35 protein-coding genes and 1 tRNA gene are annotated in these 25139 nt (G+C 58.2%); 25 read left to right on the top strand and 11 right to left on the bottom strand.

The annotated features are described in order from the left end of the window. The first annotated feature begins 54 nt into the window (after positions 1–54). The 3 genes from EKA13_RS12050 to nadA all read left to right on the top strand — a co-directional run bounded on the left by EKA13_RS12050 (position 55) and on the right by nadA (position 3810). A complete protein-coding gene (locus EKA13_RS12050) occupies positions 55–852 on the top strand; it encodes a hypothetical protein (protein ID WP_065759624.1) in 798 nt (265 codons plus the stop codon). A 152-nt stretch (positions 853–1004) separates the two neighbouring features. Continuing rightward, the gene (locus tag EKA13_RS12045; protein ID WP_065759623.1) at positions 1005–2504 is read left to right on the top strand and encodes a YdgA family protein; all 1500 of its coding nucleotides are present in this window, start codon (positions 1005–1007) and stop codon (positions 2502–2504) included. 247 nt (positions 2505–2751) lie between these two features. Continuing rightward, positions 2752–3810 carry a quinolinate synthase NadA gene (gene nadA / locus EKA13_RS12040; RefSeq protein WP_065759622.1) on the top strand — a complete coding sequence of 353 codons (1059 nt, stop codon included), beginning with the start codon at positions 2752–2754 and terminating at the stop codon, positions 3808–3810. 64 nt (positions 3811–3874) lie between these two features. On the opposite strand, the gene EKA13_RS12035 is transcribed toward nadA, so the two are convergent. Beyond that, positions 3875–5308: a M48 family metalloprotease gene (locus tag EKA13_RS12035; protein ID WP_065759621.1), complete on the bottom strand. Its 1434-nt coding sequence runs from the start codon at positions 5306–5308 to the stop codon at positions 3875–3877. 125 nt (positions 5309–5433) lie between these two features. Here EKA13_RS12035 and EKA13_RS12030 point away from each other — a divergent pair, with 125 nt between their 5' ends. Both EKA13_RS12030 and EKA13_RS12025 read left to right on the top strand, forming a co-directional pair. Next, positions 5434–5673 (top strand): sulfurtransferase TusA family protein, encoded by a 240-nt coding sequence (locus EKA13_RS12030; protein ID WP_065759620.1) that lies wholly within the window; start codon positions 5434–5436, stop codon positions 5671–5673. A gap of 27 nt (positions 5674–5700) precedes the next feature. Beyond that, on the top strand, positions 5701–6771 hold the full coding sequence (locus EKA13_RS12025; RefSeq protein WP_065759619.1) for an AI-2E family transporter: 1071 nt from the start codon (positions 5701–5703) through the stop codon (positions 6769–6771). A gap of 67 nt (positions 6772–6838) precedes the next feature. Here EKA13_RS12025 and EKA13_RS12020 read toward each other — a convergent pair whose 3' ends face one another. Both EKA13_RS12020 and EKA13_RS12015 read right to left on the bottom strand, forming a co-directional pair. Then, positions 6839–7312, bottom strand: a complete 474-nt coding sequence (locus EKA13_RS12020) for a peroxiredoxin (RefSeq protein ID WP_065759618.1) — start codon at positions 7310–7312, stop codon at positions 6839–6841. 10 nt (positions 7313–7322) lie between these two features. Beyond that, positions 7323–7883, bottom strand: coding sequence for a glycine cleavage system transcriptional repressor (locus tag EKA13_RS12015; protein WP_065759617.1), 561 nt, complete (start codon positions 7881–7883; stop codon positions 7323–7325). 261 nt (positions 7884–8144) lie between these two features. Here EKA13_RS12015 and dapA point away from each other — a divergent pair, with 261 nt between their 5' ends. The 8 genes from dapA to EKA13_RS11975 all read left to right on the top strand — a co-directional run bounded on the left by dapA (position 8145) and on the right by EKA13_RS11975 (position 14462). Further along, a complete protein-coding gene (dapA, locus tag EKA13_RS12010; protein ID WP_065759616.1) occupies positions 8145–9023 on the top strand; it encodes a 4-hydroxy-tetrahydrodipicolinate synthase in 879 nt (292 codons plus the stop codon). A 17-nt stretch (positions 9024–9040) separates the two neighbouring features. Then, on the top strand, positions 9041–10156 hold the full coding sequence (gene bamC, locus EKA13_RS12005) for an outer membrane protein assembly factor BamC (protein ID WP_065759615.1): 1116 nt from the start codon (positions 9041–9043) through the stop codon (positions 10154–10156). Further along, a complete protein-coding gene (locus EKA13_RS12000; RefSeq protein WP_065759614.1) occupies positions 10157–10924 on the top strand; it encodes an MBL fold metallo-hydrolase in 768 nt (255 codons plus the stop codon). It abuts the gene before it with no gap. A gap of 20 nt (positions 10925–10944) precedes the next feature. Next, positions 10945–11655 (top strand): phosphoribosylaminoimidazolesuccinocarboxamide synthase, encoded by a 711-nt coding sequence (gene purC, locus EKA13_RS11995; protein WP_009399599.1) that lies wholly within the window; start codon positions 10945–10947, stop codon positions 11653–11655. 93 nt (positions 11656–11748) lie between these two features. Then, positions 11749–11838: transfer RNA gene (locus EKA13_RS11990), tRNA-Ser, on the top strand. Between the two features lie 109 nt (positions 11839–11947). Further along, positions 11948–12925: an integrase gene (locus EKA13_RS11985; RefSeq protein ID WP_065759613.1), complete on the top strand. Its 978-nt coding sequence runs from the start codon at positions 11948–11950 to the stop codon at positions 12923–12925. A 40-nt stretch (positions 12926–12965) separates the two neighbouring features. Further along, positions 12966–13400, top strand: coding sequence for a hypothetical protein (locus EKA13_RS11980; RefSeq protein ID WP_083199798.1), 435 nt, complete (start codon positions 12966–12968; stop codon positions 13398–13400). Positions 13401–13523: 123 nt separating this feature from the next. Next, the gene (locus EKA13_RS11975) at positions 13524–14462 is read left to right on the top strand and encodes a DUF6414 family protein (RefSeq protein ID WP_065759612.1); all 939 of its coding nucleotides are present in this window, start codon (positions 13524–13526) and stop codon (positions 14460–14462) included. Between the two features lie 15 nt (positions 14463–14477). Here EKA13_RS11975 and EKA13_RS11970 read toward each other — a convergent pair whose 3' ends face one another. The 8 genes from EKA13_RS11970 to EKA13_RS11935 all read right to left on the bottom strand — a co-directional run bounded on the left by EKA13_RS11970 (position 14478) and on the right by EKA13_RS11935 (position 17844). Next, positions 14478–14726 carry a helix-turn-helix transcriptional regulator gene (locus EKA13_RS11970; protein ID WP_065759611.1) on the bottom strand — a complete coding sequence of 83 codons (249 nt, stop codon included), beginning with the start codon at positions 14724–14726 and terminating at the stop codon, positions 14478–14480. 54 nt (positions 14727–14780) lie between these two features. Next, positions 14781–15023: a hypothetical protein gene (locus EKA13_RS11965; protein WP_065759610.1), complete on the bottom strand. Its 243-nt coding sequence runs from the start codon at positions 15021–15023 to the stop codon at positions 14781–14783. Continuing rightward, entirely contained in the window at positions 15013–15483 is a 471-nt protein-coding gene (locus EKA13_RS11960) for an HNH endonuclease signature motif containing protein (RefSeq protein ID WP_245704325.1), read from the bottom strand. The genes EKA13_RS11965 and EKA13_RS11960 overlap by 11 nt, the downstream gene beginning before the upstream one ends. An 83-nt stretch (positions 15484–15566) precedes the next feature. Then, positions 15567–15908: a hypothetical protein gene (locus EKA13_RS11955; RefSeq protein WP_065759608.1), complete on the bottom strand. Its 342-nt coding sequence runs from the start codon at positions 15906–15908 to the stop codon at positions 15567–15569. Then, the gene (locus tag EKA13_RS11950; protein WP_065759607.1) at positions 15892–16083 is read right to left on the bottom strand and encodes a hypothetical protein; all 192 of its coding nucleotides are present in this window, start codon (positions 16081–16083) and stop codon (positions 15892–15894) included. The genes EKA13_RS11955 and EKA13_RS11950 overlap by 17 nt, the downstream gene beginning before the upstream one ends. Next, positions 16080–16454: a carbon storage regulator gene (locus EKA13_RS28845; protein ID WP_425415172.1), complete on the bottom strand. Its 375-nt coding sequence runs from the start codon at positions 16452–16454 to the stop codon at positions 16080–16082. Before EKA13_RS28845 ends, EKA13_RS11950 begins: the two co-directional genes overlap by 4 nt. Positions 16455–16548: 94 nt before the next feature. Continuing rightward, a complete protein-coding gene (locus tag EKA13_RS11940; RefSeq protein WP_065759605.1) occupies positions 16549–16941 on the bottom strand; it encodes a response regulator transcription factor in 393 nt (130 codons plus the stop codon). A gap of 135 nt (positions 16942–17076) precedes the next feature. Further along, the gene (locus EKA13_RS11935) at positions 17077–17844 is read right to left on the bottom strand and encodes a LexA family transcriptional regulator (RefSeq protein WP_245704324.1); all 768 of its coding nucleotides are present in this window, start codon (positions 17842–17844) and stop codon (positions 17077–17079) included. A gap of 102 nt (positions 17845–17946) precedes the next feature. On the opposite strand from EKA13_RS11935, the gene EKA13_RS28700 reads away from it, so the two are divergent. The 12 genes from EKA13_RS28700 (at position 17947) to EKA13_RS11875 (ending at position 25065) form a co-directional block, all read left to right on the top strand. Beyond that, a complete protein-coding gene (locus EKA13_RS28700) occupies positions 17947–18243 on the top strand; it encodes a Cro/CI family transcriptional regulator (RefSeq protein WP_083199797.1) in 297 nt (98 codons plus the stop codon). Then, the gene (locus EKA13_RS11925) at positions 18240–18812 is read left to right on the top strand and encodes a KilA-N domain-containing protein (RefSeq protein WP_065759604.1); all 573 of its coding nucleotides are present in this window, start codon (positions 18240–18242) and stop codon (positions 18810–18812) included. The genes EKA13_RS28700 and EKA13_RS11925 overlap by 4 nt, the downstream gene beginning before the upstream one ends. A 446-nt stretch (positions 18813–19258) precedes the next feature. Further along, positions 19259–19591 (top strand): hypothetical protein, encoded by a 333-nt coding sequence (locus EKA13_RS11920; RefSeq protein ID WP_065759603.1) that lies wholly within the window; start codon positions 19259–19261, stop codon positions 19589–19591. Next, positions 19588–19899: a hypothetical protein gene (locus tag EKA13_RS11915; RefSeq protein ID WP_065759602.1), complete on the top strand. Its 312-nt coding sequence runs from the start codon at positions 19588–19590 to the stop codon at positions 19897–19899. Before EKA13_RS11920 ends, EKA13_RS11915 begins: the two co-directional genes overlap by 4 nt. Further along, positions 19896–20189 carry a hypothetical protein gene (locus EKA13_RS11910; RefSeq protein ID WP_065759601.1) on the top strand — a complete coding sequence of 98 codons (294 nt, stop codon included), beginning with the start codon at positions 19896–19898 and terminating at the stop codon, positions 20187–20189. The genes EKA13_RS11915 and EKA13_RS11910 overlap by 4 nt, the downstream gene beginning before the upstream one ends. Beyond that, the gene (locus tag EKA13_RS11905; RefSeq protein WP_065759600.1) at positions 20186–20959 is read left to right on the top strand and encodes an ORF6N domain-containing protein; all 774 of its coding nucleotides are present in this window, start codon (positions 20186–20188) and stop codon (positions 20957–20959) included. The genes EKA13_RS11910 and EKA13_RS11905 overlap by 4 nt, the downstream gene beginning before the upstream one ends. Further along, positions 20953–21603, top strand: a complete 651-nt coding sequence (locus EKA13_RS11900; RefSeq protein ID WP_065759599.1) for a hypothetical protein — start codon at positions 20953–20955, stop codon at positions 21601–21603. Before EKA13_RS11905 ends, EKA13_RS11900 begins: the two co-directional genes overlap by 7 nt. Continuing rightward, positions 21600–21827: a hypothetical protein gene (locus EKA13_RS11895; RefSeq protein WP_065759598.1), complete on the top strand. Its 228-nt coding sequence runs from the start codon at positions 21600–21602 to the stop codon at positions 21825–21827. Before EKA13_RS11900 ends, EKA13_RS11895 begins: the two co-directional genes overlap by 4 nt. After that, positions 21824–22222: a GIY-YIG nuclease family protein gene (locus tag EKA13_RS11890; protein ID WP_125862927.1), complete on the top strand. Its 399-nt coding sequence runs from the start codon at positions 21824–21826 to the stop codon at positions 22220–22222. Before EKA13_RS11895 ends, EKA13_RS11890 begins: the two co-directional genes overlap by 4 nt. Further along, positions 22219–23001: a hypothetical protein gene (locus tag EKA13_RS11885; protein ID WP_065759596.1), complete on the top strand. Its 783-nt coding sequence runs from the start codon at positions 22219–22221 to the stop codon at positions 22999–23001. The genes EKA13_RS11890 and EKA13_RS11885 overlap by 4 nt, the downstream gene beginning before the upstream one ends. Further along, on the top strand, positions 22982–23785 hold the full coding sequence (locus EKA13_RS11880) for an ATP-binding protein (RefSeq protein WP_065759595.1): 804 nt from the start codon (positions 22982–22984) through the stop codon (positions 23783–23785). Before EKA13_RS11885 ends, EKA13_RS11880 begins: the two co-directional genes overlap by 20 nt. Beyond that, complete coding sequence (locus tag EKA13_RS11875; RefSeq protein WP_083199796.1) at positions 23782–25065, top strand: replicative DNA helicase; 1284 nt, start codon at positions 23782–23784, stop codon at positions 25063–25065. Before EKA13_RS11880 ends, EKA13_RS11875 begins: the two co-directional genes overlap by 4 nt. Positions 25066–25139 lie beyond the last annotated feature (74 nt).

Here is a 25139-nt window from a genome sequence, read left to right as displayed (position 1 = left end):
ATTAGCCGGCCATTTTTTTTGCAAGACCTATTCGTCAGTCAAAGGAGGGCCGCCATGGTCGGCGTTACAGGGTATACATCCTTTTCCGGTACCAGTGTGCTGACCAGGGCCAGCCCAAGTTTACCCGTTAGCACCGACGACACCGCGTGCTCCGCTGCGGTCATCCCGGCAGCGAGTGATGCCAGTACGGTGTCTACTCTGGCGCGGCAGCTAAGCGAGGCGGCTGCTCATGCCGAGGCGCGGGATGCCGGGCTTGATCGCAAGGCGCTGGGTGACGTCGCGAAAGCACGGTTGAATGAAATTTTGGGCGACAGTTATTTCTTTAACAAGGCGAAGCATGACGCCGAGCTGCCAAACAGTGATGACCCGGAGCTGTTGGCACGGGCCAAAGACGCGACGGACTTCGTCAATGGCCGTATATATGGCGCCCGTACCGGGACCAATCCTTTCGCGGGCATGTCACGAGATCAATTGGCCTTGATTGCCTATGACGATAGTGGTGCTTTCACGGTCAATGAGCGGCTTGCTGCAGTGTACGAAACCCAAGAGCAGGAGTACGAGTGGCGCCGGATGGTGCTGGCAAAATCGGATGTTGAATACAACAGCACCGGCAAGCTCACGGGCTTTTTCATGGAAGTGCTTGAGCATTATGAGGGACTACCTGCCATCGAGCAGGCGCAGTACCCCGATACCTATGTGAGCCAGTTGCAGGGATGGATTGACAGCGGTTTCAACTACATTACTCATCAGGCCGAGGGCAATGGCATGAACCTGAGCGGGTTGCTCGAGAAGTGGCTTGTGGAAAGCCCGGATGGCCGCAAGGGCGTGTTGAACAGTACCGACCCCGCATAGTGTGAAGCGCCTCATGATCCTGGTGAAGTACTGGGGGAAAGGGCGGGCAAAGTGATATTCTTCGCGCCTTCGGTCAACCCGTGTCGTCGCGGCATGCCGGTTTGGCTGAACAGTCATACTTCCCCCATTATGGATATCGTTCGGGTCAGTTCATGAAGAAATCAGTAGGCGTACTTTCCGGTCTTGCGGTACTCGCGGCCTTGACGAGTGCAGGTACCTGGTACACCGGCAAGCAGTTGCCTGACGCCTTGAAGGCCTCTATTGCGCAAAGTAACGAGCAGGCCCAGAAGGCATTGCTTGGCACGGGCGCCAGTGCCAGCGTCGAGTTGGTTTCGCTGGAGCAGCACTTCTACACCAGTACCGCCCATTACCGTGTGAAGGTTGCAAACCTGGATGCCGGTGACGAGTCGGTGAGCCTCGAGTTGAACTTCGTTGATCGCATCGAGCACGGCCCGCTGCCATGGTCGCGCTTGAAGGCGTTCAAGCTGATGCCGGTCATGGCAACCAGCAACTATGCGCTGGAGAAGACTGAAGGTACCGCCAAGTGGTTTGCCGCGGCCAAGGAAGTTGCGCCGCTGCAGGGTCAGGTCAGCCTGGGTTATGACCGTTCGGTACAGGGCAGCATGAAACTGTTGCCGCTGGACGTTACCGGTGACGACGGCTCGGTGGTGAAATTCTCCGGCTTCAACCTGGATGTCGACAGCAGTGCCGATGCCGAGAAGGTCAAGGTCAATGGCACCATGGGCAGCCTCGCCATGTCGCTGGTGTCGCCTGACACTGCGCCGGTCAAGATCGACCTCAATGGCATGAATATTACGGGTGACCTGACCAAGACCACCTATGGCTTCTATGTGGGGCAGGTTGACTTCGGGTTGGCCAGCAGCCAGTTCGTGTTCGGTGATCAGCAGTCGACGTTGCTGCTCAAGGCGCTTGAGCAGCGCAACGATTACCGCGCTGAGGGCGACAAAATGTCGGGCCGCCTGACCTACAAGGTCGGCGACATCAGCTACGAGGGCAAGTCGGTCGGCAGTGCGCAGATGGTCATGAGCGTGAAGAGCCTGGACATTCCGGCGCTCCAGTCGTTGATGAGCTGGTATGAAAGCCATCTGCCCGAGATTCAGCAGGCCGCCGCCGAAGGGCGGTCCATGCCGCAGTTGGCGATGAGCCCTGAAGAAGAGGCGAAGGTACGCGAGGATATCCTGAAGATGCTCGCGGCCAAGCCGCAGGTCGCGCTGGAAGATTTGTCCTTCAAGACCGCCAACGGTGAAAGCCGTTTCAGCCTGGCGGTTGAGCTGAACAAGCCTACCTCGTTGGAACTGCCACCGGATCAGTTGGGTCGCCAATTGATCTCCCAGCTCAAGAGCAACCTGACGCTGTCCAAGCCGATGATCGTTGATCTGGCGGTTCTGCAGGCTGCCTTCCAGGGTGAAACCGACACCCAGGCGATTGCCCAGCAGGCGTCCATGACCAGTGAAATGGTCGGGCAGATGGCGCTGCAGACGCAGTTGGCCAAGCTGCAGGGCAGTGATGTCGTTGCCAACTTGAACTATGTCGATGGCCAGGTGGAGTTCAATGGGCAGAAAATGACCCTTGAAGAGTTCGCCGGGCTGGTCATGGCCAACCTCGGTGCCATGGGTCAAATCGGCGGTTGATGTGATGCAAGGGGCGGGCAGCCGAGGCTATGGCTGCCTGCCCTTGGCCGTTTCAGGCCAAAAAAGCCTTTAGAATTCATCTGATTATCTGTAGCCTTCGGCCTCCTATGAAGCCGAGGCCGCAGAGGCTTTACGGTCCAGCCGCAATTGCCGTTCGGGCACTTGCCGACGGAACCTGTAGCCGATTTGCCGGGGCTCGGTGATACACTCGACTTACGCGTATCAGCGCCTGCAGGTCTTGCCGAACATGACGCATATCTCCGAACGCCTTCTGGTTCAAGCTCACTTGGATGCCAAGCAACCCAAGCCACTGACACCGGAAGAAGAAGCCCATTACCGTGCCGCCATCGCTGCTGAGCTCAAGGCGCAGGATGCGGTCCTGGTGGCGCACTATTACTGTGACCCGGTTATTCAGGCACTTGCCGAGGAGACGGGCGGCTGCGTGTCTGACTCGCTGGAAATGGCTCGCTTTGGCAACAAGCACCCGGCCAAGACGGTCGTAGTTGCCGGTGTTCGCTTCATGGGCGAAACCGCCAAGATCCTCAACCCTGAGAAGCGTGTGCTGATGCCAACGCTTGAAGCGACCTGCTCGCTCGACCTGGGTTGCCCGGTGGACGAGTTCTCGGCGTTCTGCGACAAGCACCCTGAGCGCACCGTAGTGGTTTATGCCAATACGTCGGCAGCAGTCAAGGCGCGGGCCGACTGGGTGGTAACCTCCAGTTGTGCGCTGGAAATCGTTGAAAGCCTCATGGATAACGGCGAGACCATTATCTGGGGGCCGGACCAGCATCTGGGGCGTTATATCCAGAAACAGACCGGCGCCGACATGCTGCTCTGGGACGGCGCGTGCATTGTTCACGAAGAGTTCAAGTCGCGACAATTGGCGGACATGAAAGCGCTGTACCCCGATGCGGCGATTCTGGTTCACCCTGAATCCCCTGAGGCAGTGATCGAGCTGGCCGATGCGGTGGGTTCCACCAGCCAGTTGATTGCCGCTGCGCAAAGCATGCCGAACAAAACCTTTATCGTCGCCACCGATCGCGGCATTTTCTACAAGATGCAGCAGCTGTGCCCGGACAAAGTCTTCGTCGAAGCGCCTACCGCAGGTAACGGTGCCGCATGCCGCAGTTGCGCCCACTGCCCATGGATGGCCATGAACACGCTGGAGCGCACCCTGCAGTGCCTGCGTGAGGGCAGTAACGAGATTTTTGTGGACGCTGCGTTGATTCCGCAGGCCATTCGCCCGCTCAAACGCATGCTGGATTTCACCCATGCAGCGCGGATGAAGTTGTCCGGTAACGCCTGATACACGCTGAATCCTGCGTCGGCAGGGCAGCCCCATGTGCTGTGGGGCTGCTGCCGTACGTGGGTTAGCGCATCATTTCCTTGACCATGCGTTGCTGCTCAAGCATTTCCCGTTGCCGTGCATCGAGGCGCGACGCCAACTGGAAGTTGTTGCCGGCACGGCGTTTGGCGTAATCAAGCTGCTGAATTGCCTGGTCGTAGTCGCCGACCAGGGCAAAGTACTCTGCGCGAGCCTGGTGCAGGCCTATCGTGTTGCCTGACAGGCCGCGTGCCTCGGCCACTTCATACCAGACATCCGGATCGTCTGGGCGGTTCTTCAGCAAACCGTCCAGCGCCTTTTCCGCTTCGGCGGGGCGATTCAGTTTCAGCAATACATCGGCCCGGGCCTGCTGCAGTGGGTAGCTGCCGGGGTAGAGGGTGAGCATCTTAGTCACCCGTTGTTCGGCGTCGGCCAGTCGATTATTGGTAATGTCCAGGTCGATTTGCGCCAGGTTGTAGGTGATGTCGTTCGGTGCCTTGGCCAGCAAAGGCTTGAGGTTTTCGCGGGCTTCGTTCAGTTGGCCGCCCTTGGTCTGGGCGATGGCCAGGCCATAGCGTGCGGCATCGAGTGTGGGGTTTTCCTCGAGCATGGCGCGGAAGCGTTTGGCCGCAAGGCCGGGGGTGCCCTCGTAGGTCAATTGCACCCGAGAACGCATCAATTGGTAACGCAGGCTGTCTTCGGTGCCGCCGGCAGGTGCCTGTTCGGCACGGTTGCGGGTGTCGGCAATACGCGACTCGGTCACCGGGTGAGTCAGCAGGAATTCTGGCGGCTTGGCGTCGAAACGGTACTGGCGCATCAAACGCTCGAACATGCTGGGCATGTTCCGTGGGTCGTAGCCAGCCTTTTCCAGGTTGATGATGCCGATACGGTCGGCTTCCTGCTCGTTCTGTCGGGAGAAGCGCCGTTGTTCCTGGATCGCGGCAGCCTGGGAGCCGGCGATGGCGGCAATACCGGCATCCCCGGCACCGGAAGCCGCAACCACTATCCCCGCCAGCAGTGCCGCCATCATCGGCAGTTGCATGCGTTGCTGGGCTTCAACCCCACGGGCAAAGTGGCGCTGCGACAAGTGCGCCAGTTCGTGGGCGAGTACCGAGGCATATTCGCCTTCGTTCTGGGCGTTGAGGAACAGCCCTCCGTTGACCCCGACAATGCCGCCGGGCGCAGCAAAGGCGTTCAGCTCTTTGCTGTCGATCAGGATGAACTCCAGGCGCCGGTCCTGCAGTTGGCTGGTTTCGGCAAGCCGGTAGACACTGGTCTCGACATAATCCTTGAGCTGGGGGTCGGACAGTTGGCCGACATTGCCCCGCAATAGGCTGAGCCAGGCACGGCCCAGTTGGTGCTCCTGTTGCGGCGAGACAATGGCCGAGCTGGCGTCGCCGAGTGACGGAAGGTCGTCGGCATGGCTCGGTAGCGCCAACAGGCAGGCCAGCGTCAGCAAGGTAGGGCGCAAAAAATTCATGCACGAAGCTCTGGTCGACAAAGACCTTACTGTAGCCCGCTCGCACGTCTGCGACCAGAGGCGGTATTCTACCGGGCTTGCTTTGTATCAATGCCCTTGACCGGGCGCCTGCCAGGAGAGAACCGATGACCGATAGCCTGCCCTGTGACGCCGAGCTCGATGCCAGTGGCCTGAATTGCCCGCTGCCTCTGCTCAAGGCCAAGCTGGAGCTCAATCGGCTTGCCAGTGGCGCGGTGCTCAAGGTGATCGCCACCGACGCGGGTTCGCAACGTGATTTTCGCACTTTTGCTCAATTGGCAGGTCACACGCTGCTACTCGAAAAGGCCGAGGCCGGGGTTTTCAGCTACTGGCTGAAGAAAGCCTGAGTCTTCCCCCGTATTTAAGGATTGTTGATGTTCAAAGTGCTTCGCGACTGGATGCAGCGCTATTTCTCCGATGAGGAGGCAGTGGTGCTGGCGGTGCTGCTGTTCCTGGCGTTTGCCGCGATATTGACCCTTGGCGGGATGCTCGCGCCCGTGTTGGCAGGCATGGTCCTGGCGTTTCTCATGCAAGGCCTGGTCAATGCCCTGGAGCGTTTCAAGGTTCCCAGCAAGATTGCCGTGGCACTGGTGTTCACACTGTTCATGGGGGCGCTGGCGGTGTTCCTGTTGGTGCTGGTGCCGTTGCTGTGGCATCAGTTGATCACCCTGTTCAACGAACTGCCTGGCATGCTTGGCAAATGGCAGTCGCTGTTGTTGCTGCTGCCGGAGCGTTATCCGCACCTGGTCTCGGACGAACAGGTCTTGCAGGCCATTGAAGTGATGCGTGGCGAGATCGGCAAGTTCGGCCAGTGGGCGCTGACCTTCTCGTTGTCCAGCCTGCCACTGTTGGTCAACGTCATGATCTACCTGGTGCTGGTACCGATCCTGGTGTTCTTTTTCCTCAAGGACCGTGAACTGATCGCACGTTGGGTCAGTGGATACCTTCCGCGTGAGCGGGCCTTGATGACTCGTGTGGCCGAGGACATGAACCGGCAGATCGCCAACTACATTCGCGGTAAAGGTATCGAGATCCTGATTTGCGGGGTCGCGACCTACATCGCCTTTGTCGCCCTCGGGCTGAACTACGCGGCGCTGCTGGCACTGCTGGTCGGTCTGTCGGTGGTAGTGCCCTATGTCGGGGCGGTGGTGGTGACCGTGCCGGTGACATTGATCGCCTTGTTCCAGTGGGGCTGGGGAGACCAGTTCATTTACCTGATGGCGGTGTACGCGATCATTCAGGCGCTGGACGGCAACGTGTTGGTGCCGTTGTTGTTCTCCGAAGCCGTCAGCCTGCACCCGGTCGCAATCATCTGCGCCGTGCTGTTGTTCGGCGGGCTGTGGGGGTTCTGGGGGATCTTCTTTGCGATTCCGTTGGCGACCCTGTTCAAGGCGGTGCTGGATGCCTGGCCTCGCCGGGAACCGCCTGTGGCGCCATTGCTGTAACGTCAGGCAGGGTTGATCACCGGCAAGGCCAGATCCATCAGGAGCCGGCCTTGCCGACGATAGCGCTTCAGGCCTTGTTCAACGCCTGCGCTTGGGCCAGCACGGCTTCAACGTGGCCCGGTACTTTCACGCCACGCCACTCCTGGCGCAGTACACCATCCTTGTCGATCAGGAAGGTGCTGCGGTCTACGCCCAGGTATTCCTTGCCATAGAGCTTCTTAAGCTTGATCACGTCGAACAACTGGCACAACGCCTCGTCCTTGTCGCTGATCAGCTCAAACGGGAACGCCTGCTTGCACTTGAAGTTCTCGTGCGATTTGAGGCTGTCGCGGGAAACGCCGAACACCTCGGTGTCGGCCGCCTGGAAGGCCGCGTAGTGATCCCGAAAACCCTGGCCTTCGGTGGTGCAGCCCGGGGTGCTGTCCTTGGGGTAGAAGTACAGCACGACCTGACGGCCTTTCAGGGCTTCCAGGTTGATCTGCTTGCCGCTGGTGGCCTCGGCCTGGAAAGCGGGTACCGATTGATCGAGTTCAACAGCCATGGTGCATTCCTTACATGGGGTTTTGTGGGCGCCAGGGTTCGATCAGCGCATCCAGGTTGAGTGCGTCGGCGAAGTCCAGGAACTGGTCGCGCAGCCAGCTGATCTGTGTGCCCGCAGGCAGCGTCACGGTGAACGTGGCGTTGAGCATGGTGCCGCCGGTTTGCGGTGCCTGATAGGTATCGCAGGTCAGGTTCTCCAGCTCTACCCGGTGGTCGAGGAAGAACTGGCACAGCTCATTGATGATATCGGGCCGATAGGCGGCGCTGATGTAGGCGACGTACGGCAAGGATAGTGGGCGAACCTCCAGGCCTGCGCTGCGCACGACATTGACCGTGAAACTGTGCTTCTTGGCCAGGCTTGGGAGTGCAGCCTCGAGCCGCGCCAGTGCGTCCCAGCTGCCCGATACCTGGAGCACCAGTGCGCTGCATTCCCCGTGGCGTGTCAGGCGCGAGGTTACGACAGAGCAACGGTTGTCGTTGCTGGTGCGGCACAGGATGTTGGTCAGCTCCATGGGATTGGGGCCCAGGGCGCTGATGACAAGGAATTGTTCGCGAACGGTGGGGGTGGACATGCAGCATTCCTAAAGCGATGAGCGGTCAGTACGTGACGTGGCAAGAGGCTGTGCTTTATATCGTTCCGCCGCTCAGAATCGAGGGTCAGGGCGCAGCCGAGGTGCATCATCAGCAAGCCAGGGGGCTGCTGCGTACCGATCAAAGAGGGAAGGGTAGCGAAAACTGCTGCCGAGGGGAATGCTCCGGCCACCTGCTTCGCTTGTGCAAGCCCGATGGCGCCAGTACCATTACCGCTCTCTTTTTCCGGCAGGAGCAGTTTCATGATTGCGGGCAGTATGGTGGCATTGGTCACACCCATGGATGCACAAGGGCGTCTTGACTGGGACAGCCTCAGCAAACTCGTGGACTTTCACCTGAAAAACGGTACTCATGCCATCGTTGCCGTCGGTACGACCGGCGAGTCTGCGACCCTTGATGTCGAAGAACACATCAAAGTCATCGAGGCTGTAGTCAAACAGGTCAACGGGCGTATCCCGGTGATCGCTGGCACCGGCGCCAACTCCACGCGTGAAGCGGTCGAGCTGACCCGCAACGCCAAGAACGCCGGGGCTGATGCCTGCCTGCTGGTGGTGCCGTACTACAACAAGCCTACCCAGGAAGGCTTGTACCAGCACTTCAAGCATATCGCTGAAGCCGTAGACATCCCGCAGATTCTCTACAACGTGCCCGGCCGTACTTCCTGCGACATGCAGGCAGAGACCGTCATTCGTCTGTCGACCGTACCGAACATCATCGGTATCAAGGAAGCCACAGGCGACCTGAAGCGCGCCAAGGCCATCCTGGATGGCGTCAGCAAGGACTTCATCGTCCTGTCCGGCGATGATCCAACCGCCGTTGAGCTGATCCTGATGGGCGGCAAGGGCAATATCTCGGTAACCGCCAACGTTGCGCCACGCGAAATGGCCGACCTGTGTGAAGCCGCCCTCAAGGGCGATGCCGAAACGGCCCGTGCCATCAACGAAAAACTGATGCCGCTGCACAGGGACCTGTTCATCGAAGCCAACCCGATCCCGGTGAAGTGGGCGTTGGTGGAAATGGGCCTGATGCACAAAGGCATTCGCCTGCCGCTGACCTGGCTGAGCGAACCTTGTCATGAAACGCTGCGGCAGGCCATGCGCCAGTCCGGCGTACTGGTTTAACTGAGGAAGTACACCGCATGAAGCGATTGGCTGGTCTTTCCGCCCTTGCCTTGATTATCTCCAGCACCAGCGGGTGCGGCTGGCTGTGGGGTGAAGACGGTTACTTCCGTGACCGTGGCGGCGACTATCTGGAGGCTACCCAGAAGCCGCCGATGCAACTGCCACCGGATGTCAGCAGTGCCAAGCGTCTCGACCCGCTGCTGCCGATCCCGCGTAACGTCGCGGACAGCAGTACCAAGGGCGAGTTCGACGTGCCGCGTCCGCTGCCGTTGTCGGCGGCGGGTGAAGCCAGCGACTTCAGCCTGCAGAAGAGTGGTAACTCGCGTTGGGTACTGGCCCAGCGTGCACCGGCTGAAGTCTGGCCAGTGGCTCGTCAGTTCTTTGAAGACAACGGTTTCCGTATTGCCGAAGAGCGTCCGCAAACCGGTGAGTTCACGACCACCTGGCAGCGTTCCGACGAGCTGTCGGCCGCCATGGCAAAACGCTTGGCAAGCACCGCCACCAGCGGTGACAGTGAAATGCGTGCGCGTGTACGCATCGAACCGGGTGTGCAGCGGGGCACCAGTGAAGTCTATGTGGTGACTGCTGAGCGTCCGGCCGGCAGTACCGCCGAGGTTGATTTCCCGGCGCGTTCCGTCAATACCGCCGCTGATGCCCTGCTGGTCGATGAAATGCTCGCCAGCATGACCCGTAGCGCCGAGAAGGGCGGTTCCGTCTCGCTGCTTGCTGCTCGTGATTTCGATGCCCCTAGCCGTGTCAGCCTGAGCGAAGACGGCAGCGGCAACCCGGTATTGAACCTGGGCGCCGACCTTGATCGTGCCTGGTCCAGTGTGGGCCGCGCCTTGGAGCACGGTGAGTGGCGTGTCGAAGACATCAACCGCAGCCTGGGCCTTTACTACATCAACCTGGCCGAGAAAGCCGAGAAGCACGACCAGGAGCCTGGTTTCTTCGGCAAGCTGTTGGGCAGCGAGCCGAGCAAGGAAGAGCGTGAAGCCCGTGCCGAGCGTTATCAGGTTCGCCTGAGCAAGGTGGGTGACAGCGTCCAGGTTACGGTCGAGAAAAACATCAACACCGTCGCGCCAGCTGATGTCGCTCGTCGTGTGTTGAGTGTCATTCAGGACAACCTGGGTTAAGTGCGCTTCGCCGTACTAGGAAGCGGTAGCCAGGGCAATGGTACGCTGATCGCCAGTGACGACACCTGTGTGCTGGTCGATTGTGGCTTTTCCCTGCGGGAAACCGAGCGGCGCCTGGCGCTGCTCGGCGTAGCGCCAGATCAATTGAATGCCATCGTCGTTACCCATGAACATGCCGACCATGTTCATGGCGTTGGTTTGCTGGCGCGGCGCTACAATCTACCGGTCTACCTCAGCCGTGGGACGTTGCGTGGGATGCGCAAGCCCGTCGAGGTCGCAGGCTTCCTGGCCGGTGACGAGCGGTTACAGGTGGGCAGCTTGAGTATTACCGCTGTTGCTGTGGCGCACGATGCGCTGGAGCCACTGCAGTATGTGTTCAGTGACGGTCATCGGCGATTGGGTGTGCTGACCGACCTGGGTTCGTATGATGATCGGCTGTTGACTCACTATCAGGATCTGGACGCCTTGTTGATTGAGGCCAATCACTGCCGTGATCTGCTGGCGAGAGGGCATTACCCCTATTTCCTCAAGCAGCGGGTGGGTGGTGATCTAGGACATTTGAACAACCATCAGGCCGCGCGCCTGGTGGCCGAGTTGGGTTGGCACAAGCTGCAGCATCTGGTGCTGGCCCACCTCAGTAGCAAGAACAACCAGCCACAGCTGGCCCGGCAGTGTTTTGTCGACGCCTTGGGGTGTGACCCGGGCTGGCTACAGGTGGCCAATCAGGATTCAGGGCTCGACTGGCGCGAAATCGCCCGGCCCATCTAACTTAGCAAGCGGAGCCCATCATGGAAAAACGTGAAGAACTCTACCGCGGCAAAGCCAAGTCGGTTTACAAGACCGATGACGCTGACCGCTTGATCCTGCTGTTTCGCAACGACACTTCGGCGTTCGACGGCAAGCGTATCGAACAGCTCGACCGCAAAGGTATGGTGAACAACAAGTTCAACGCCTTCATCATGCAGAAGCTCGAAGAAGCGGGTATCCCGACTCAGTTCGACAAACTGCTGGGTGACAACGAGTGCCTGGTCAAAAAACTCGACATGATTCCGGTCGAGTGCGTCGTGCGTAACTATGCTGCTGGCAGCCTGGTCAAGCGCCTGGGTGTTGAGGAAGGCATCAAGCTGGAGCCTTCGACCTTCGAACTGTTCCTGAAGAACGACGAAAAGGGCGATCCGTTCATCAACGAATCGCACGTTGTTGCGTTTGGTTGGGGCACTGCCGAGCAACTGGCGAAAATGAAAGCGCTGTCGCTGAAGGTCAATGAAGTACTGACCAAGCTGTTCGACGACGCTGGCCTGCTGCTGGTGGACTTCAAGCTGGAGTTCGGCGTATTCCACGGCGAAATCGTGCTGGGTGACGAGTTCAGCCCGGACGGCTGCCGCCTGTGGGACAAGGAAACCCGCAAGAAGATGGACAAGGACCGCTTCCGTCAGGGCCTCGGTGACGTCATCGAAGCTTACGAAGAAGTGGCCAAGCGCCTGGGCGTACCGCTGTAAGCTGGCGTTTTAACGCAAGCGCCTGATACCACGCGAATTTTTTTCGCAAGGCGCTTTGCCTTTTGGCAAACTGCTGGTATCATGCGCGCCACTGGAGAGATGCCGGAGTGGCCGAACGGGACGGATTCGAAATCCGTTGTACTGGCAACAGTACCTAGGGTTCAAATCCCTATCTCTCCGCCATATTAAAGGCCACGAGCGCTTATAGCCCTCGGGGCCTTTTTCATTTGGGGGAATTTTGGGGGAATTGGGGGAGGATGATATTCCCCCAGGCGTTCGCTATCATTCCGCCATGGCCTACTACGAAAAACGCGGCGACGCCTGGCGCGCCCAGATCCGCCGCAAAGGATACCCAACCCTTTCCGCCACCTTCGACACCAAGGCAGAAGCCCAGCGCTGGGCGGCCGAGATCGAGGGTGATATGTCGCGTGCGCGCTTCGTCGACATGCGCGAGGCCGAGAGCACCACCTTGGCGGAGGCCTTGGACCGCTACCTGTCAGAGGTGACCTCCACCAAGAAGGGCGCCAAGCAGGAAGAGGTCCGCATCAAGAAGTGGAAGGTGCACAAGCTGGCCGGCAAGGGGTTGGCCGCGATCCGCTCCAGCGACATGGCGGCTTACCGCGACGCTGAGCTCAAGGAAGGCAAGTCGACTGCGACCGTGCGCCTGAATCTGGCGGTGATCAGCCACTTGTACACGGTGGCCACCAAGGAATGGGGAATCGAGGGCCTGACCAACCCGTGCCGGGCGATCCGGATGCCGAAGGGCAGCAAGGAGCGTGATCGTCGTCCAACGCCTGCGGAGCTCACTGCTCTGTATAAGGCGGCTGGCCAGATGAATGCCCAGCTCCCTGTGTTCATCGAGCTGGCGGTGGAGACGGCGATGCGTCGGTCTGAACTGCTGATGCTGCGTCGCGACCAGGTGCGCGGCAAAGTAGCCTACCTGGAAGACACCAAGAACGGCGAGAGGCGCGCTGTGCCACTATCCTCCCGGGCAATCGCCCTGCTTGAGGGCTTGCCCACGCCGATCGGCGGCGGTCGGTACTTCAGTCTGGCGCTCAACACGATCAGCAACTACTTCCCTAGGGCCTGCGAGGCTGCTGGGATCGAAGGTCTACGCCTTCACGACCTGCGCCATGAGGCAACCAGTCGTTTCTTTGAGCGCGGCTTCACCATGATGGAAGTCGCGAGCATCACGGGTCACAAGACCCTGGCGATGCTCAAACGTTACACTCATCTTAGCCCGCATGACTTAGCCGAAAAACTAGGGTAAATTCCAGCTGATGGCATGATGCCGTCATGTCTCATCGAGGTTGGAGGCGATTATCGTCAAGCTCAGTGAAAAAAAGGTCCTGTGGCTCATCTATACCGTTCTGTTCGGTATGGTGCCAATTCTTATACGGCTGTTTGTCGCTTTTCTGGTAAATGGCGATAAGGTTGCCTGGGTCAGCGCTTCTGATTTTATTTCTCTGGGCATAGTAATGCAGATTTCTATTCTCGCCGAGATTAGATATACCGAATCTAGTGAGTCAGGCTGGAAATCTGCGATAACCGGTATTTCCGCGCTGGCGATTATTTTTTACGCTGCGCTATTTGCCTTCGCTTTGTTGGGTGAGGTTAATAAGGATATTAATCAGGGTGCGGTTCTTAGTATGTCCATCTTGATGTCGTGCTGTTCCTTCCTACTCTGCTGGGCTGTATACGACAGGATTATATATTCATCCACGAATGTGGGAGATGTGGCGTGATTAATGTAATAATTTTCTCTATTGGAGTTTTTTTCTTCATTGTCACGTGTGCCTTTACGGTCTGGTCAGCAAACTCTACGCGCAATAAATTTTATCAAGATTTTATGAGAAGGAAGTCAGAGCGTGAAAAGCTTCGTGTACCTCGATGAATATAAGATGTATTCGCTATCTTCTCAGTTACTTGAGGGCGTTACAGATTATGTGATTAAGGAGTCTAAGCGATCTGACTCTGATGTTGAAGAACAAGAAGGTCCACGCAACAGCGGTCAAAAACTTGCAGAGATAATTGAGACTACCTCTGCTCATGTGGAGAAGAAATTCCTCCACGATTACGCCTATGTGTTGTTTGAAGATAAGCTGAAAGAAAGCGGCAAGCTGATTTCTGTAACATCGGATAATACGTTTTCAGAGCTTGTTGACGATCCAGAGGGCCGAAAGTTCATTCGTCTTAAGGCAAAGGCTAGTTTCCTTGATACTATAGAAATTCTTAACAGCCTCGAAACGTTAGTTGATATGCAAGATGCGATTTCCATCGTTGCAGCAAATGATGAGCGAGAGCAGTTGTTGGTCGATATCTTTAGTTTGCCTGATAATTCTAGTAGAAAAATTAAGCTGGCGCAGCTCAAGACTGAGCTCGATAGACTTTCCAAATCGCAAGTCCCGAAAGAAAAGTCTGCCAACGATCGTCTGCAATACAAAAATATGGCCGCCGTTCTGGAGCATGGCTTCAAGAGGCGCTTTGACCTTTCTATGGATATGGAAGATTGCCGGGTCAATGCTGATCTTAAGCGAGAGTGCTTAAAGGAATCTGAGGATTTCGTTTTCAAAACCTATTCACGGATGGCACAGGTTGAGCTCGTGCTGCTCGGTATGATTACGCAATGCCGGGCTTACGACGAAACGACTGAAGAAGACGACGATGTACAACCGCTCGGTGGAGGCCCTATGAGTGAAATCATTCGAAACACCACGATGGCCCTGCAGGGACTGGAAGCGCATTTCCATCGGCCCCCAGTGAACCAGATTATCGTTCATCCCATTGCACTCTATTTGGAAGTGTGACGCTGTATCAAGCGTTTAGGCTACCCGGAGCGACGGCGGCTCTTTCCGCTTGCGCCCCGGCTTTGGCTTCTGGTGCTCCCCGTCCCGGTACTCACGCAAGAACTTGCGCACGTCCTCCTTCAACCAGCAGTGCCGGTTGCCCATCTTGAAGCTCTTGGGCAGCCACGGCACGCCGCGGCGAATCCCCTCCCTGATCGATGCCTCGGTCCGGCCAAGCAGTTTGGCCAGGCCGTCGACCGTGAGCACTTCGGTTTCTTCGCTCATTCCTTCCTCCCGTCCTGACGCGTCAGGCTTTGCTTGTCACGCAAACCTGTCACGTCAGATATTTCGCCCAGGTGGTAGCGCTGGCTTCGATTCAATGAACGAGCTGGCGGGGTTGTCTCCCCCGATGTGGCGGTAGTAGTCGATCTCCACCTTGGCGCTTTCGATCAGCACGCGACTGATGTCAGAGACGGACTGGGCGCGCTGAACTTCCTTCGGCAGGTCTTCGTCGCTAGCCTCGCGCACCGCCTCCAGTTGGGCAAATAGATGGTCGCGCAGGTCGCTGAGTTTATTTTTCACGATGGGTCTTCCTCTTGATAGCTTTCTTGATTTCGTTCTGAAGGTGGAGGATGTCGACAATCCCCTCCGGCAAGTCCTTGTAGTGCCTATTCCGACGCAGCTGGTTTTCAGCGAAAGTCCGCAGGCACAAGTTGCTCAGGTCAGTGTTCCGGACGTTGCCATCCTTCGCGGCGACAATCATTCCCTCAGGCACCGGGCCATGCGCTTGCTCCCATACATGGGTGTGCAGCGGCTTCCACACATCCGGCTGCGCCACCTTGATCAGGATGTAGCGGCCTTTCCTGTGGGTCGACCCTATGGGCCTGGGCGCTTGGCCAGGCTGAATTCCTAATGCTTCGCAGGTGGCAAGGAATGTCTGTCTGGATATTGCTGACCGATGCTCTTTTGTCTTCCTGATGCCGAAATGAGCTGCGCGCAATGTGATAGCCGTCTTGGTTCGCTCTGGCAGCAGGACGCACATTTCCTTATTGGTCCTCTCCGAATAGAGCTGGCAGATCAGCTTGTCCTCTGCTTCAGTCCACCGCTTTACGCTGCGACTCCTGGTCATACTCCTGCCTCGGCTTGATCACTCCCTGCCTGCAATTTGCTGATCACCGACTGGATGCCGGCGACGTAGCTGCCAGGACGATTGGCCGTTGCGCCTGCCAGGCGCTCAACCACAACCTCGACTGGCGAGCCGCTGAGCGAGCCAACCAAGTCAATCGCCCAGTTGCGTCCCTCTAGGAACATGAAGCGGTTGATCGGGCCATTCACCACCGCCGCGGCACTGGTGCTAGTGACACTGGCGGAAGTGACCTTCGCAGGCGCCTTGGCGGAAGCCCTGGACTGCACGGAGTGAATGCGACCTCGAGCGCGGCAGAGCGCCATATCAGCGAGGGTGCGCATGGCTGGCGCCCTCTGTGTTGGCTACGGCGCGCAGGCGCAGCGTGATGCCGCAATCCTTGGCAAGGCGGTTCAGTTGCCCGACGCTGGTAGTGTTGTCCTGCAGCGCTTGGCCGAAGCGCACCAGGCGCAGGCCCAAGTCTTGGAACTCGCTGTGCGCTGGCTTTGCATGGGTCATGGCCGCTGCTCCTGCAGTTGCTCCAGGCGCAGAGCGGAGTCGATCTCCCGATCCAGCTCCTCGCCCGTGAAGTGAACATCCCCGCCAACGACCAGAAGGTCGGTGTCGACGTCCTCAATGCAGGCGCGATCGCGCAGGAAGCGGTAGCGGCGGGCGTCGGCGACCAACCGAACCTGTTCATCGATGCAGAAGCTTGCGTCATGAGCGGCTTCGGCGTCCGCGATGCGACGGCGGTGGATCTCCTCGCGATCTACGATAACGCCGTGAGGAGCCTCAATACCGAGACGCACTTGGTTGCCATGGACCTGGGCGACAGTGACGCGAATGTTCCCGCCGATGACGATGGCTTTGCCTTGAGAACGGCTGAGCATAAGCATGTGAATCTCCTTATTTCAGGCAAGCCGAGGGCCTGCCGCGTTGTTGGCTTTCGCAAAATCAGGGTTTGATCAGGTCAGGCGGGCAGTGTCACGCCATCGCCTGGGAGCACTCGGCATGCCGGGTTGCTACACGGGTTTCAATCTTTCGCTCGTTGCCGTTGTTGCCACGGCGAACGCGCAGTAACTGGTCGTCGCTGACAACGCCGTGCACTGCCATGATCGCGGCCAGTACCGCTGCTGGGCTGATCACTCCGCGCCTGAATGCCTCGAGAACTAGGCCGCGCATGGTCTTGGCGCCGAGCTTGAATCGGGCGTCCTCGATGCGCTTTTCAACGGTCTTAGGGCTGATACCCATCAAGCGTGCAATCTCTTTTTGGGTCAGGTCGCTTGCTGCATACAGAGTCGCCTCAAGCTCACGCGGAGCAAGCCCCATGCCGAGAAAACCGGTCCAGCCGCTGGCGGTGATGGTTTGAGTGGTCATGCGGGCTTGCTCCGTGCGATGAGTTGACAGATATAAAATTACCAAAGGCAATTTATTGTGTAAATGCCTTTGGTAATATTTTTTTGGGGAGGCGCAAAAAAACCGCTCGAAAGCGGTTTCAGCTTTGTGACTTGCTTACCTGGCGCCTCCGCCGCGCCAAGCTATCTGACCTACGATGGGAAGCCCATCGGCAGCTGCGCAATCAAGCGTCTCATCGGGATACCTTTGCTTATCCAGATTGTCAGACCTCAACGCCCAACCGCCAGAAATCATTTGAAATGCCCTTCGCATACTGGTTTTGCCATCAGGACGCCTAATCAGAAAAATCTTCCCATCCTCAAGAGCTTTCTTGGATGTGTCGATCATCACCACGTCTCCGTGAGCGATATGTGGAGCCATACTTTCGTCTGCGGCGTACAAGATGCGAAGGTTTGGGAAATGTAGCCCCGCATCTCTGAGCCAGTCGCGCCGGAACAACATGCCCTCAGTAAGCCCCACATGCTCGTCATTTACCCCCGGGATAAATGAGTTATCGTCCAGGAGTTGGGGGATGAGCACATACTGCTCATTAGGAATCGCATCCAATACTTTGGCGCTGCGAGACCAGGTTGCCTTGAAGGAGTCAGCAGTTACCTGCATGGATGCAAAGGACTCAATCACCTCTGCAAGGCGAGGGCTGAAATCCCACACAGAAACCCCAAGGATCTTGGCGAAGGCTGCGGCTACGGAGGCGTTGAGCGGGTTCACTCCGTTTAGATAATGGCTAACCGAGCTCTGGTTAATACCCAAGAGGTGCGCAAGCTTCTCCTGAGTGAGCTTCAGCTCCTTTTTTTTGCCATCGAAGATCGCCTTGAGCCTTTGGCATTCTTCCTTGCGATCAGGGGGTAGGGGCTTTTTCATCATCCAATAATATTCCCGATAGTAATACCATGCTAATGCCAAAGGTATTGCAACAAATAAATGCCAAAGGTACTATCTCGGCGAAGTACTAACTGGAGGTAGGCCATGATCATGGTCCCCCTGAAAGATTTCGCTAAAGGTCACGGGCAGCCACATGCAGCATCCCTCCTGGGCATGACGCAAGGCGCTTTGAGTAAGGCCATTCGCATTGGGCGAACGGTCTACGTCACGCAACAAACCGATGGGTCCTTTGCTGCTATCGAGGTGCGCTCGTTTCCAGCTCGGCATGATCGGGGGCCTGACTGTTGCCCTACCTTGGAACAAACGATACGCCAGGTGGCCTTGGCCGTTGAGTCGGGCAAACCCTCTGTTCATCCATCCAGTGCGGGAGGTGCGCAGTGAACAACGTCATTTCGCTGCCCTTCGATGGCGACCCTGTGCAATTCAATCTGGACGGCTGGATCAACGCTACGCGCGCCGCCGCACGGTTTGGGAAGGTCCCGAATGAATGGTTGCGCCTAGCTTCCACTCGTGAATATCTCGAAAAGCTGGCTGCCAGGGCGCCAGCGAGTAATACGGGGAAATCCCGCATTACTTTCGTGACCTCGCGCCGAGGCAACTCCCCGGATAGCGGCACGTGGATTCACCCTCGGCTCGCTGTGAAGTTCGCGCGCTGGCTATCCGTTGATTTCGAAATTTGGGTGGACGAGCAGATCGACGCACTTCTGCGGGGCAGTCAGCCTGCGATGGATGTTTTCAATCGCGCCTGCAAGAGATTTGACGACCGCAAAGACGTAGCGAGCGCTGCCGGTCGAGAACTGAATGCTTGGAAACGTGACAAGCCAGTCCTGATCGGCGAGATAGAGCGCGGGCGGCAGATTTTGCAAATGACCTTGGGTCTTGACGATCCAGCCGTTTCAGCTGGCCGGATGTTGGATGGTGGAAAAGTTTCGCATGCGAAATCTTTCTGAGGTCGACGGGCGTTCTTTAATCCCGGTTAAAAGCATTGCAGCTCCGTTGGATCGTATGGTGGGAGCGTTATTCGAGATGTTCCGCGCAATGCGCGGATATCAAAAATCCAAAATCCGTGTGGCATACCTGCCGAAAGATGCGGCTTATCCGCCAAAACGAGATTTCAGTGAATTTTCTTTCCTTATGAGGGGGCACTGCCCGGCCACTCATAGGGTGTGACTTGCAAATTTTGGAGCCGTGATATGCGCCTGCGATCTTTTACTCCGCCTACCCGCCCAGGGTAGGTCACGACCCTCTCAGGGGAGGGGGTTGCATATTTTTTGTTCCGTGGAAGATGGGGCTTGCCCAAACGCCAGGCACAAAAAAGCCCGACCTAAGTCGAGCCTTCAAGTCGGCACCCGCGCCAACGGGTGTCTCGGTATCACTTTGCTTCGAGAAAACCAAAATGAGTTCAAAAAATACCACCCCGCCAACACTGGCGCAACAGATCCTTACTGCCGAGATCGGCTTCCTTGAAACGCCAATCGACAACCAAGGCGTGCAACTGCTCAGCGTCGCGGCTGGCGCGAACGCGGTAGATGCGCTGCGGGCGGCTCGGACACTTTCCTCTGGCATGAGCCAGCTTTGCCGGCACATGCACGACAGCTTGAACATGGGCGAGATTGCGTATTGCGACGGCATGTCGGCACTCAGCTTCCTGGGGGAGACCGTCAGTGCGCTGATCTGGTCGGTTGAAAAGAGCGTTGCCGTCGCCGCGGGCCGCGGGGGTGAGCAATGAGACCTAAAGCCGAAACCCTCTCGAGCCCGTTCGCCACGTACGGACTGCACGACGTACTTGAGGCCTCTGGCGATATTCCGGTGCATGAATCCTTGGGTGCTGCCACTGATCGGCTTGAAGCCGTTGTGGCAGGCCTTCGGGCGCTAATGCAGGAACCAGCCGTCACCCATCACGCCACGCTCGTCTTCTATGCAGCGGAATCAGCGCTGGCGCTTGTGTATGCAGCTCACGCCGGAGTCGAGCCTCAGCAGGAAGACGCGCCACAAAAAGCGACCTCGCTGAAACGTGGCGCGGGAGGTATGCAATGAGTAAGTCGCTGACCATCGTAGCCCCGGTGATTGACGGCGTAGTCCTGAGCGAAGCAGCTCTGGACGCTCAAGCCATGGCCTACATGAACTTTGCGCGTAGCGAGCACCGGAAGCTTGAGTACCTAGTCCGGCAATTGGTTATCCCGATGCTGGGCGGTTACGAAAATGACCTGGCGAAAGAGCTGGATCGACACCTGGAGCAAACCCGCACCTTCAGCGGAAATTTCTGCTGGCGCCACCGCCACTTGGGCGCTTCACACGGTGTTGTGGGTGAGGGGGCGGGCGTATGAACCTGATCACCATTCACAACACCCAGCTGCCCATCGTCGAATACCGGGGCCAACGCGTCGTCACCCTGGCGATGATCGACCAGGTGCACGAGCGCCCGGATGACACTGCCGGTCGCAATTTCCGCGAGCATCGTGACCGGCTCATCGTCGGTAGTGACTACTACGTCATCGCTCGATCTGAAAACAGCGAAATTCGCGGTTTAGGTTTCGACGTGCCGAACCGCGGTTTGATCGTCCTGACCGAGCAGGGCTACCTGATGTTGGTCAAGTCTCTGACCGACGACCTGGCCTGGACCGTCCAGCGCCAGCTGGTCAGCAACTACTTCAGGCCGGTCCCCGCTCCCGCGCTCCCCACCGACTACATCACGGCCCTGGAGCACCTGCTGGCCTCTAAGCGCTCGGAGCAGCTGGCGCTGGAGCAGCGTGACCATGCGATCGCCACCAAGGCTAAGATCGGAAGTCGGCGTGAAGCCACGGCCATGGCCACCGCATCAGCTGCCGTGCGCAAGGTCATGCACTTGGAGAACGAGCTGGGCAGGGGCTGCCTGCACGCCACGGTGACTGCGGTGGAGAAGGCCGCCCACCGGAGCTTCGGCAGCCAGGGTTTCCGCCCACTCAAGAACTGGTGCGACAGCCACGGGGTGAGCGCCCCGAAAGTCCAAGACCCTCGATTCGGCTGGGTTCGATCCTGGCCTGCTGCCGCCTGGGCAGCCGTTTACCAAATTGACCTGGCCGAACTGTTCGGCGCTGCTGGAGAACAATCATGCTGAAACTGAACGCTGCGAAAGTCCGCAAGATGGCGGATATCTGCGAGAAGCCTGGGGCTTCCGAGAAGGTGAAGTTCATCTTGATCCAGCACGTAGCTCGCAACGCCGGCCAACACCGCAAGGAGATTTGGGCCGAGCGCCGTACGTTTAGTCGTCAGGCCGGGATCTTCGAAGTCGAAATGCCCGGCGCCCCGATGCAGATCGCAGAGCTCAAACAGCGAGCTAATGACCATCGTCGGGAAGAGCTTGATCAGGTCGAGGGGCTCCTGGCCGGCATTGGAAACATGCTGCTGCATGACCGTGGTGAGGCCTTCGAAAAGATCGGCCTTGGCACGCTGCTTGATCTGCTTGGCGTCAACCCTGTTCATCGCGATGGCTTGGATATCAGCAACTTGGATCGCGGCCTCGCAGATCTGATTTACGTCGAGCGCTTGGAAAACAGCGCAGATCGGAGCTCAGACCGTTGGGGGGAGGGCGGTCCACTGTTCGAGGCTTGCTTTGCCGCTGTATCCAATTGGCTGAGGACAGCACCCAAGGAAGACCTGCCTGATCTGTTCGGCCCGGGCTCGCCCTTCGCCCGCGCCAAGCTCGTCCAGATCAATCAGCTGACGGATAGCGCGGGTCCCTCATCGGAGACCCTTCAATGAGCCCATCTACCCCCCCCAAGGCGCTCCAGCAGCGCGCTGGAGCGACGACAATCGCCGGACCATGGCCGAGCTATGCCCAGTTCAAGAGCATTCCAGAGCACGAGCGCTGGACGATCTACGAACTGGCGAAAGCCGGACGGCTGGCAATGGAAGACAAGGGCTTTCAGATGGCCGAGAGCTACGAAGCCTTTGTGCGCCGCATCACCGAGGAGCTTGAGCTGTGAGCAACTTTGGATTCGTTTATTGCCTGAGTAATTCATGTATGCCAGGCGTCCTGAAGATCGGGATGACCCATCGCTCGCCAATGCAGCGCTGCCAAGAGCTATCCAGCTCAACCAGTGCTCCCGCGCCGTTTACGCTGCTTTGCTATGGGGAAGTGATGCTTCCGCGTGACGCTGAGTTGTACTTGCACGAGGCGTTTTCGGACGAGCGAATCAGCGGATCGCGAGAGTTCTTTAAGGCGAGCTTTGAGTCGGTGTCGACGCTGATCCAAGAGAACACTGAGCATTTCTGCATGACAGATGCAGGCAACAAAGTCCTCTTCGATGAGATCGGGTGCAAGTTCAATCCTCGAGAGCCATTCCTTCGGCTGGTGGCCTCGGCGGGGAGGTCTGTATGAGTTTGCTTTTCAAATTCCGCCCCCTTGTCATCAACCCCCAGCTTGCCGAGCGTATTGGGCTGAATGAGGCGATCGTACTGCAGCAGCTCAAGTATTGGCTCAATGAAACGGAGTCAGGCCTGGATCATGACGGGCATCGCTGGGTCTACAACACCGTTGATCAATGGCAGAAGCAGTTCCCCTTCTGGTCGGTAGATACCGTCAAGCGTGCGCTTAAGTCATTGCAATCTCAGGGGATTATTTTCGCCGAGCAGTTGGCCAAGTCGAAGCACGACCGGACCTATCACTACGCGATCAATTACCAGAGCAGTGCACTCTTCGAACAGGGCAATTTGCCCTGTTCAGAAGGGGGCAAATTGCCCTCTTCCATTGGTGCAGATTGCCCTGTTCTTCATACAGAGATTACAACAAAGACTACTGCAGATACTTCTACTGGCGCTTCGGTCGATCCACTGGAAGGGTTTGATCAGTTCTGGAAACTGTATCCGAAGAAGAAATCCCTGAAGGACGCCAAAAAAGCCTGGGCGAAGCTTAAGCCGAATCCAGAGCTTCGCGAGACCCTGATTACTGCTCTTGGAAATCAGCGCCTGCAGCACGACTGGGTCAAGGACAACGGCCAGTACGTCCCTTTGGCGTCGAGCTGGCTCAACGGTGAGAAGTGGACTGATGAGGTTGGGCCGCTTGCTGGCGCCGGTGGAAAAGCTTCGGCATTCACCAATCTCCCGCAACACACCGAAGACATGTACCAGGAGGTGCCTGATGGCGTTCCAAATTTCTGATCTGTTCCACCGCCAGCCAGCCATGCGCGTGTTCGCCGGGTACTGCTCCGTGCACGGGGAGGTCGACATGAGCGAGGTTGAGCAGTTGGACGGCTCTATGCTCGCCCGTGGGTGTAAGCGTTGCGCCTGGGAGGCACTGAACATGACTCCACGCGATTCCGAGGTCTTTGTCCAAGCGAGCGCCCACCGTAAGGCTGAGCGGGTCACCAGTGAGCTGATCGCCGCCGGGATCACCCCGCGCTTTGCTGCGAGCACGTTCGACAACTTCCGCACCGGCGCTGGCGCTGCCCAGGCTCATGCGCTGACCGTCTGCCGTGAGTATGCTGAATGCTTCCCAGATAACTATCGTGCGGGCCGCTCGCTGATCCTCACCGGCAACGTGGGCTGTGGCAAAACTCACCTGGCTACAGCCATCGTCCGGACGGTTGTCGCAGATCACGCAAAGGCGCTCCTGGTTACTGCTGGTGAGGTCATCCGCGTTGCTCGTGGCTCGATGGCGAGTGATGCCGAGTACACCGAGCGCGATGTGCTGGCGCACTTGGCCAGCCTCGACCTGCTGGTGATCGATGAGGTCGGTTGTCAGAAGGGGACCGAGTACGAGCTGAGTGTGCTGCACGACGTGATTGATCGCCGGTACCAGCTGGTGCTGCCGACGGTACTGATCAGCAACCTGGATACCGCTAGCCTGAAGGCCTACATCGGCGACCGAGCGCTCGACCGATTGCGTCAGAACGGCGGAAAGGCAGTTGGCTTCACCTGGCCCTCAATGAGGGCTCAGGCATGAATCAGGAGCGCGAACTGTATCTGCCTGAGGCAGAGCAAGGCGTCCTAGGCGCCATCATGCAGGCGTCGCTGGACGGCAACCGAGCGCTGGTCGATGACATCGTTGGTCAGGTGACCTCGGCCGACTTCTATCACCCCGACAATGCATCCTTGTTCGACACAATCAGTGATTGCTTGGCCCAGGACATGCCCGTTGACGCGGTCACTGTCGGGTCGATTCAGCGAAGCCTTCCCAGTGGTCAAGGCACCATGGCGTATGCCGTGACGCTCAGCCGTGACGTTCCATCGACGGCGAACGCGTTGACCTATGTCCGGCACATGAAGGATTGGGCGGTGTTGCGCAAGATCATCGAGATTGGTGACTTGGCGGCGCAGCAGGTGGCAGAGGGCGCGCCGGCACCCCAGGTAATTGCCGCAGCTCAGGAGGCCATGGCTGACCTGCGGGAACTGCAATCGGTTGGAAAGGCCGGGTACAAACGGATGGCTGACGTGGTCCCGCTGGTGCTGAGCACCATGGACGATGTTCTCAACGACAAGGCGCCGCCGAAGCTGTCCACGGGCCTTGTGGATCTGGACAAGCTAATCGGCTTTCTGCGCCCCAAGAGCATGGTGGTGATTGCTGGCCGACCTGGTAGCGGCAAGACCATGCTGGGGCTGCAGATCGTCAACCATGTGGCGATTCGCGGTGCCGGGGTGGGCCTGATCATTTCCCTGGAGATGGGCGAGGAGGAATTGACCGTGCGGACTATCGCTTCGCAAGGTGGTATCGACCTGCGGCGCCTGGAGGAAGTGAAGTGCCTGGAGCAGGAGGAGTGGAATCGTATCGGCATTGCGGCAAGCAAGATCAATGGCGCAGAGCTGTACCTCAATGACACTCCCGGCCTGACGGTAAGCGCGATCCGGGCAGAGGCTCGCAAGCTTAAGCGTGAGAAGGGCCTCGATATCCTGATGATCGATTACCTGGGGTTGGTGGGCACGGATGGCAAAGCGCAGAACCGTACCGATGCAGTGGCCAAGGTTTCGATTGCGATGAAGAACCTTGCCAAGGAGTTGGGTGTGCCGGTGCTGGTGCTGGCGCAGCTCAACCGAAACCCCGCGAGCCGTCCGGGCAAGAAGCCTCAGGCTAGTGACCTTCGGGATTCGGGCCAGATCGAGCAGGACGCCGACGCCGTAATCCTCGTGCACCACGACCCTGAGTCGGAGGCCGGGGAGCAGGGTGTAACTGAGCTGATCCTCGACAAGGGTCGGCAGGCTCCGCCTGGTTCTTGTCTGGTCCAGTAAAGTGGACCCATCGGTCAAGACAGTTTTTCAGCGAGTTTAAGCTGCGTCGCTTACTGCCACTGCAGCTGGTCGGC

The organism is Pseudomonas defluvii, assembly GCF_001695625.1.
GTDB lineage: Bacteria > Pseudomonadota > Gammaproteobacteria > Pseudomonadales > Pseudomonadaceae > Aquipseudomonas > Aquipseudomonas defluvii.
The sequence above is the reverse complement of the archived record's forward strand: the minus strand, read 5'-3'. Positions and strand labels throughout refer to the sequence as shown.

What these genes read in the sequence shown, in the direction of transcription:
- EKA13_RS12050 (WP_065759624.1), top strand. Translation starts at nt 55, where the DNA reads ATGGTCGGCGTTACAGGGTATACATCCTTTTCCGGTACCAGTGTGCTG.
- EKA13_RS12045 (WP_065759623.1), top strand. Translation starts at nt 1,005, where the DNA reads ATGAAGAAATCAGTAGGCGTACTTTCCGGTCTTGCGGTACTCGCGGCC.
- nadA (WP_065759622.1), top strand. Translation starts at nt 2,752, where the DNA reads ATGACGCATATCTCCGAACGCCTTCTGGTTCAAGCTCACTTGGATGCC.
- EKA13_RS12035 (WP_065759621.1), bottom strand. Translation starts at nt 5,308, where the DNA reads ATGAATTTTTTGCGCCCTACCTTGCTGACGCTGGCCTGCCTGTTGGCG.
- EKA13_RS12030 (WP_065759620.1), top strand. Translation starts at nt 5,434, where the DNA reads ATGACCGATAGCCTGCCCTGTGACGCCGAGCTCGATGCCAGTGGCCTG.
- EKA13_RS12025 (WP_065759619.1), top strand. Translation starts at nt 5,701, where the DNA reads ATGTTCAAAGTGCTTCGCGACTGGATGCAGCGCTATTTCTCCGATGAG.
- EKA13_RS12020 (WP_065759618.1), bottom strand. Translation starts at nt 7,312, where the DNA reads ATGGCTGTTGAACTCGATCAATCGGTACCCGCTTTCCAGGCCGAGGCC.
- EKA13_RS12015 (WP_065759617.1), bottom strand. Translation starts at nt 7,883, where the DNA reads ATGTCCACCCCCACCGTTCGCGAACAATTCCTTGTCATCAGCGCCCTG.
- dapA (WP_065759616.1), top strand. Translation starts at nt 8,145, where the DNA reads ATGATTGCGGGCAGTATGGTGGCATTGGTCACACCCATGGATGCACAA.
- bamC (WP_065759615.1), top strand. Translation starts at nt 9,041, where the DNA reads ATGAAGCGATTGGCTGGTCTTTCCGCCCTTGCCTTGATTATCTCCAGC.
- purC (WP_009399599.1), top strand. Translation starts at nt 10,945, where the DNA reads ATGGAAAAACGTGAAGAACTCTACCGCGGCAAAGCCAAGTCGGTTTAC.
- EKA13_RS11985 (WP_065759613.1), top strand. Translation starts at nt 11,948, where the DNA reads ATGGCCTACTACGAAAAACGCGGCGACGCCTGGCGCGCCCAGATCCGC.
- EKA13_RS11970 (WP_065759611.1), bottom strand. Translation starts at nt 14,726, where the DNA reads ATGAGCGAAGAAACCGAAGTGCTCACGGTCGACGGCCTGGCCAAACTG.
- EKA13_RS11960 (WP_245704325.1), bottom strand. Translation starts at nt 15,483, where the DNA reads ATGTGCGTCCTGCTGCCAGAGCGAACCAAGACGGCTATCACATTGCGC.
- EKA13_RS11955 (WP_065759608.1), bottom strand. Translation starts at nt 15,908, where the DNA reads ATGCGCACCCTCGCTGATATGGCGCTCTGCCGCGCTCGAGGTCGCATT.
- EKA13_RS11950 (WP_065759607.1), bottom strand. Translation starts at nt 16,083, where the DNA reads ATGACCCATGCAAAGCCAGCGCACAGCGAGTTCCAAGACTTGGGCCTG.
- EKA13_RS28845 (WP_425415172.1), bottom strand. Translation starts at nt 16,454, where the DNA reads ATGCTCAGCCGTTCTCAAGGCAAAGCCATCGTCATCGGCGGGAACATT.
- EKA13_RS11940 (WP_065759605.1), bottom strand. Translation starts at nt 16,941, where the DNA reads ATGACCACTCAAACCATCACCGCCAGCGGCTGGACCGGTTTTCTCGGC.
- EKA13_RS11935 (WP_245704324.1), bottom strand. Translation starts at nt 17,844, where the DNA reads ATGATGAAAAAGCCCCTACCCCCTGATCGCAAGGAAGAATGCCAAAGG.
- EKA13_RS28700 (WP_083199797.1), top strand. Translation starts at nt 17,947, where the DNA reads ATGATCATGGTCCCCCTGAAAGATTTCGCTAAAGGTCACGGGCAGCCA.
- EKA13_RS11920 (WP_065759603.1), top strand. Translation starts at nt 19,259, where the DNA reads ATGAGTTCAAAAAATACCACCCCGCCAACACTGGCGCAACAGATCCTT.
- EKA13_RS11915 (WP_065759602.1), top strand. Translation starts at nt 19,588, where the DNA reads ATGAGACCTAAAGCCGAAACCCTCTCGAGCCCGTTCGCCACGTACGGA.
- EKA13_RS11910 (WP_065759601.1), top strand. Translation starts at nt 19,896, where the DNA reads ATGAGTAAGTCGCTGACCATCGTAGCCCCGGTGATTGACGGCGTAGTC.
- EKA13_RS11905 (WP_065759600.1), top strand. Translation starts at nt 20,186, where the DNA reads ATGAACCTGATCACCATTCACAACACCCAGCTGCCCATCGTCGAATAC.
- EKA13_RS11900 (WP_065759599.1), top strand. Translation starts at nt 20,953, where the DNA reads ATGCTGAAACTGAACGCTGCGAAAGTCCGCAAGATGGCGGATATCTGC.
- EKA13_RS11895 (WP_065759598.1), top strand. Translation starts at nt 21,600, where the DNA reads ATGAGCCCATCTACCCCCCCCAAGGCGCTCCAGCAGCGCGCTGGAGCG.
- EKA13_RS11885 (WP_065759596.1), top strand. Translation starts at nt 22,219, where the DNA reads ATGAGTTTGCTTTTCAAATTCCGCCCCCTTGTCATCAACCCCCAGCTT.
- EKA13_RS11880 (WP_065759595.1), top strand. Translation starts at nt 22,982, where the DNA reads ATGGCGTTCCAAATTTCTGATCTGTTCCACCGCCAGCCAGCCATGCGC.
- EKA13_RS11875 (WP_083199796.1), top strand. Translation starts at nt 23,782, where the DNA reads ATGAATCAGGAGCGCGAACTGTATCTGCCTGAGGCAGAGCAAGGCGTC.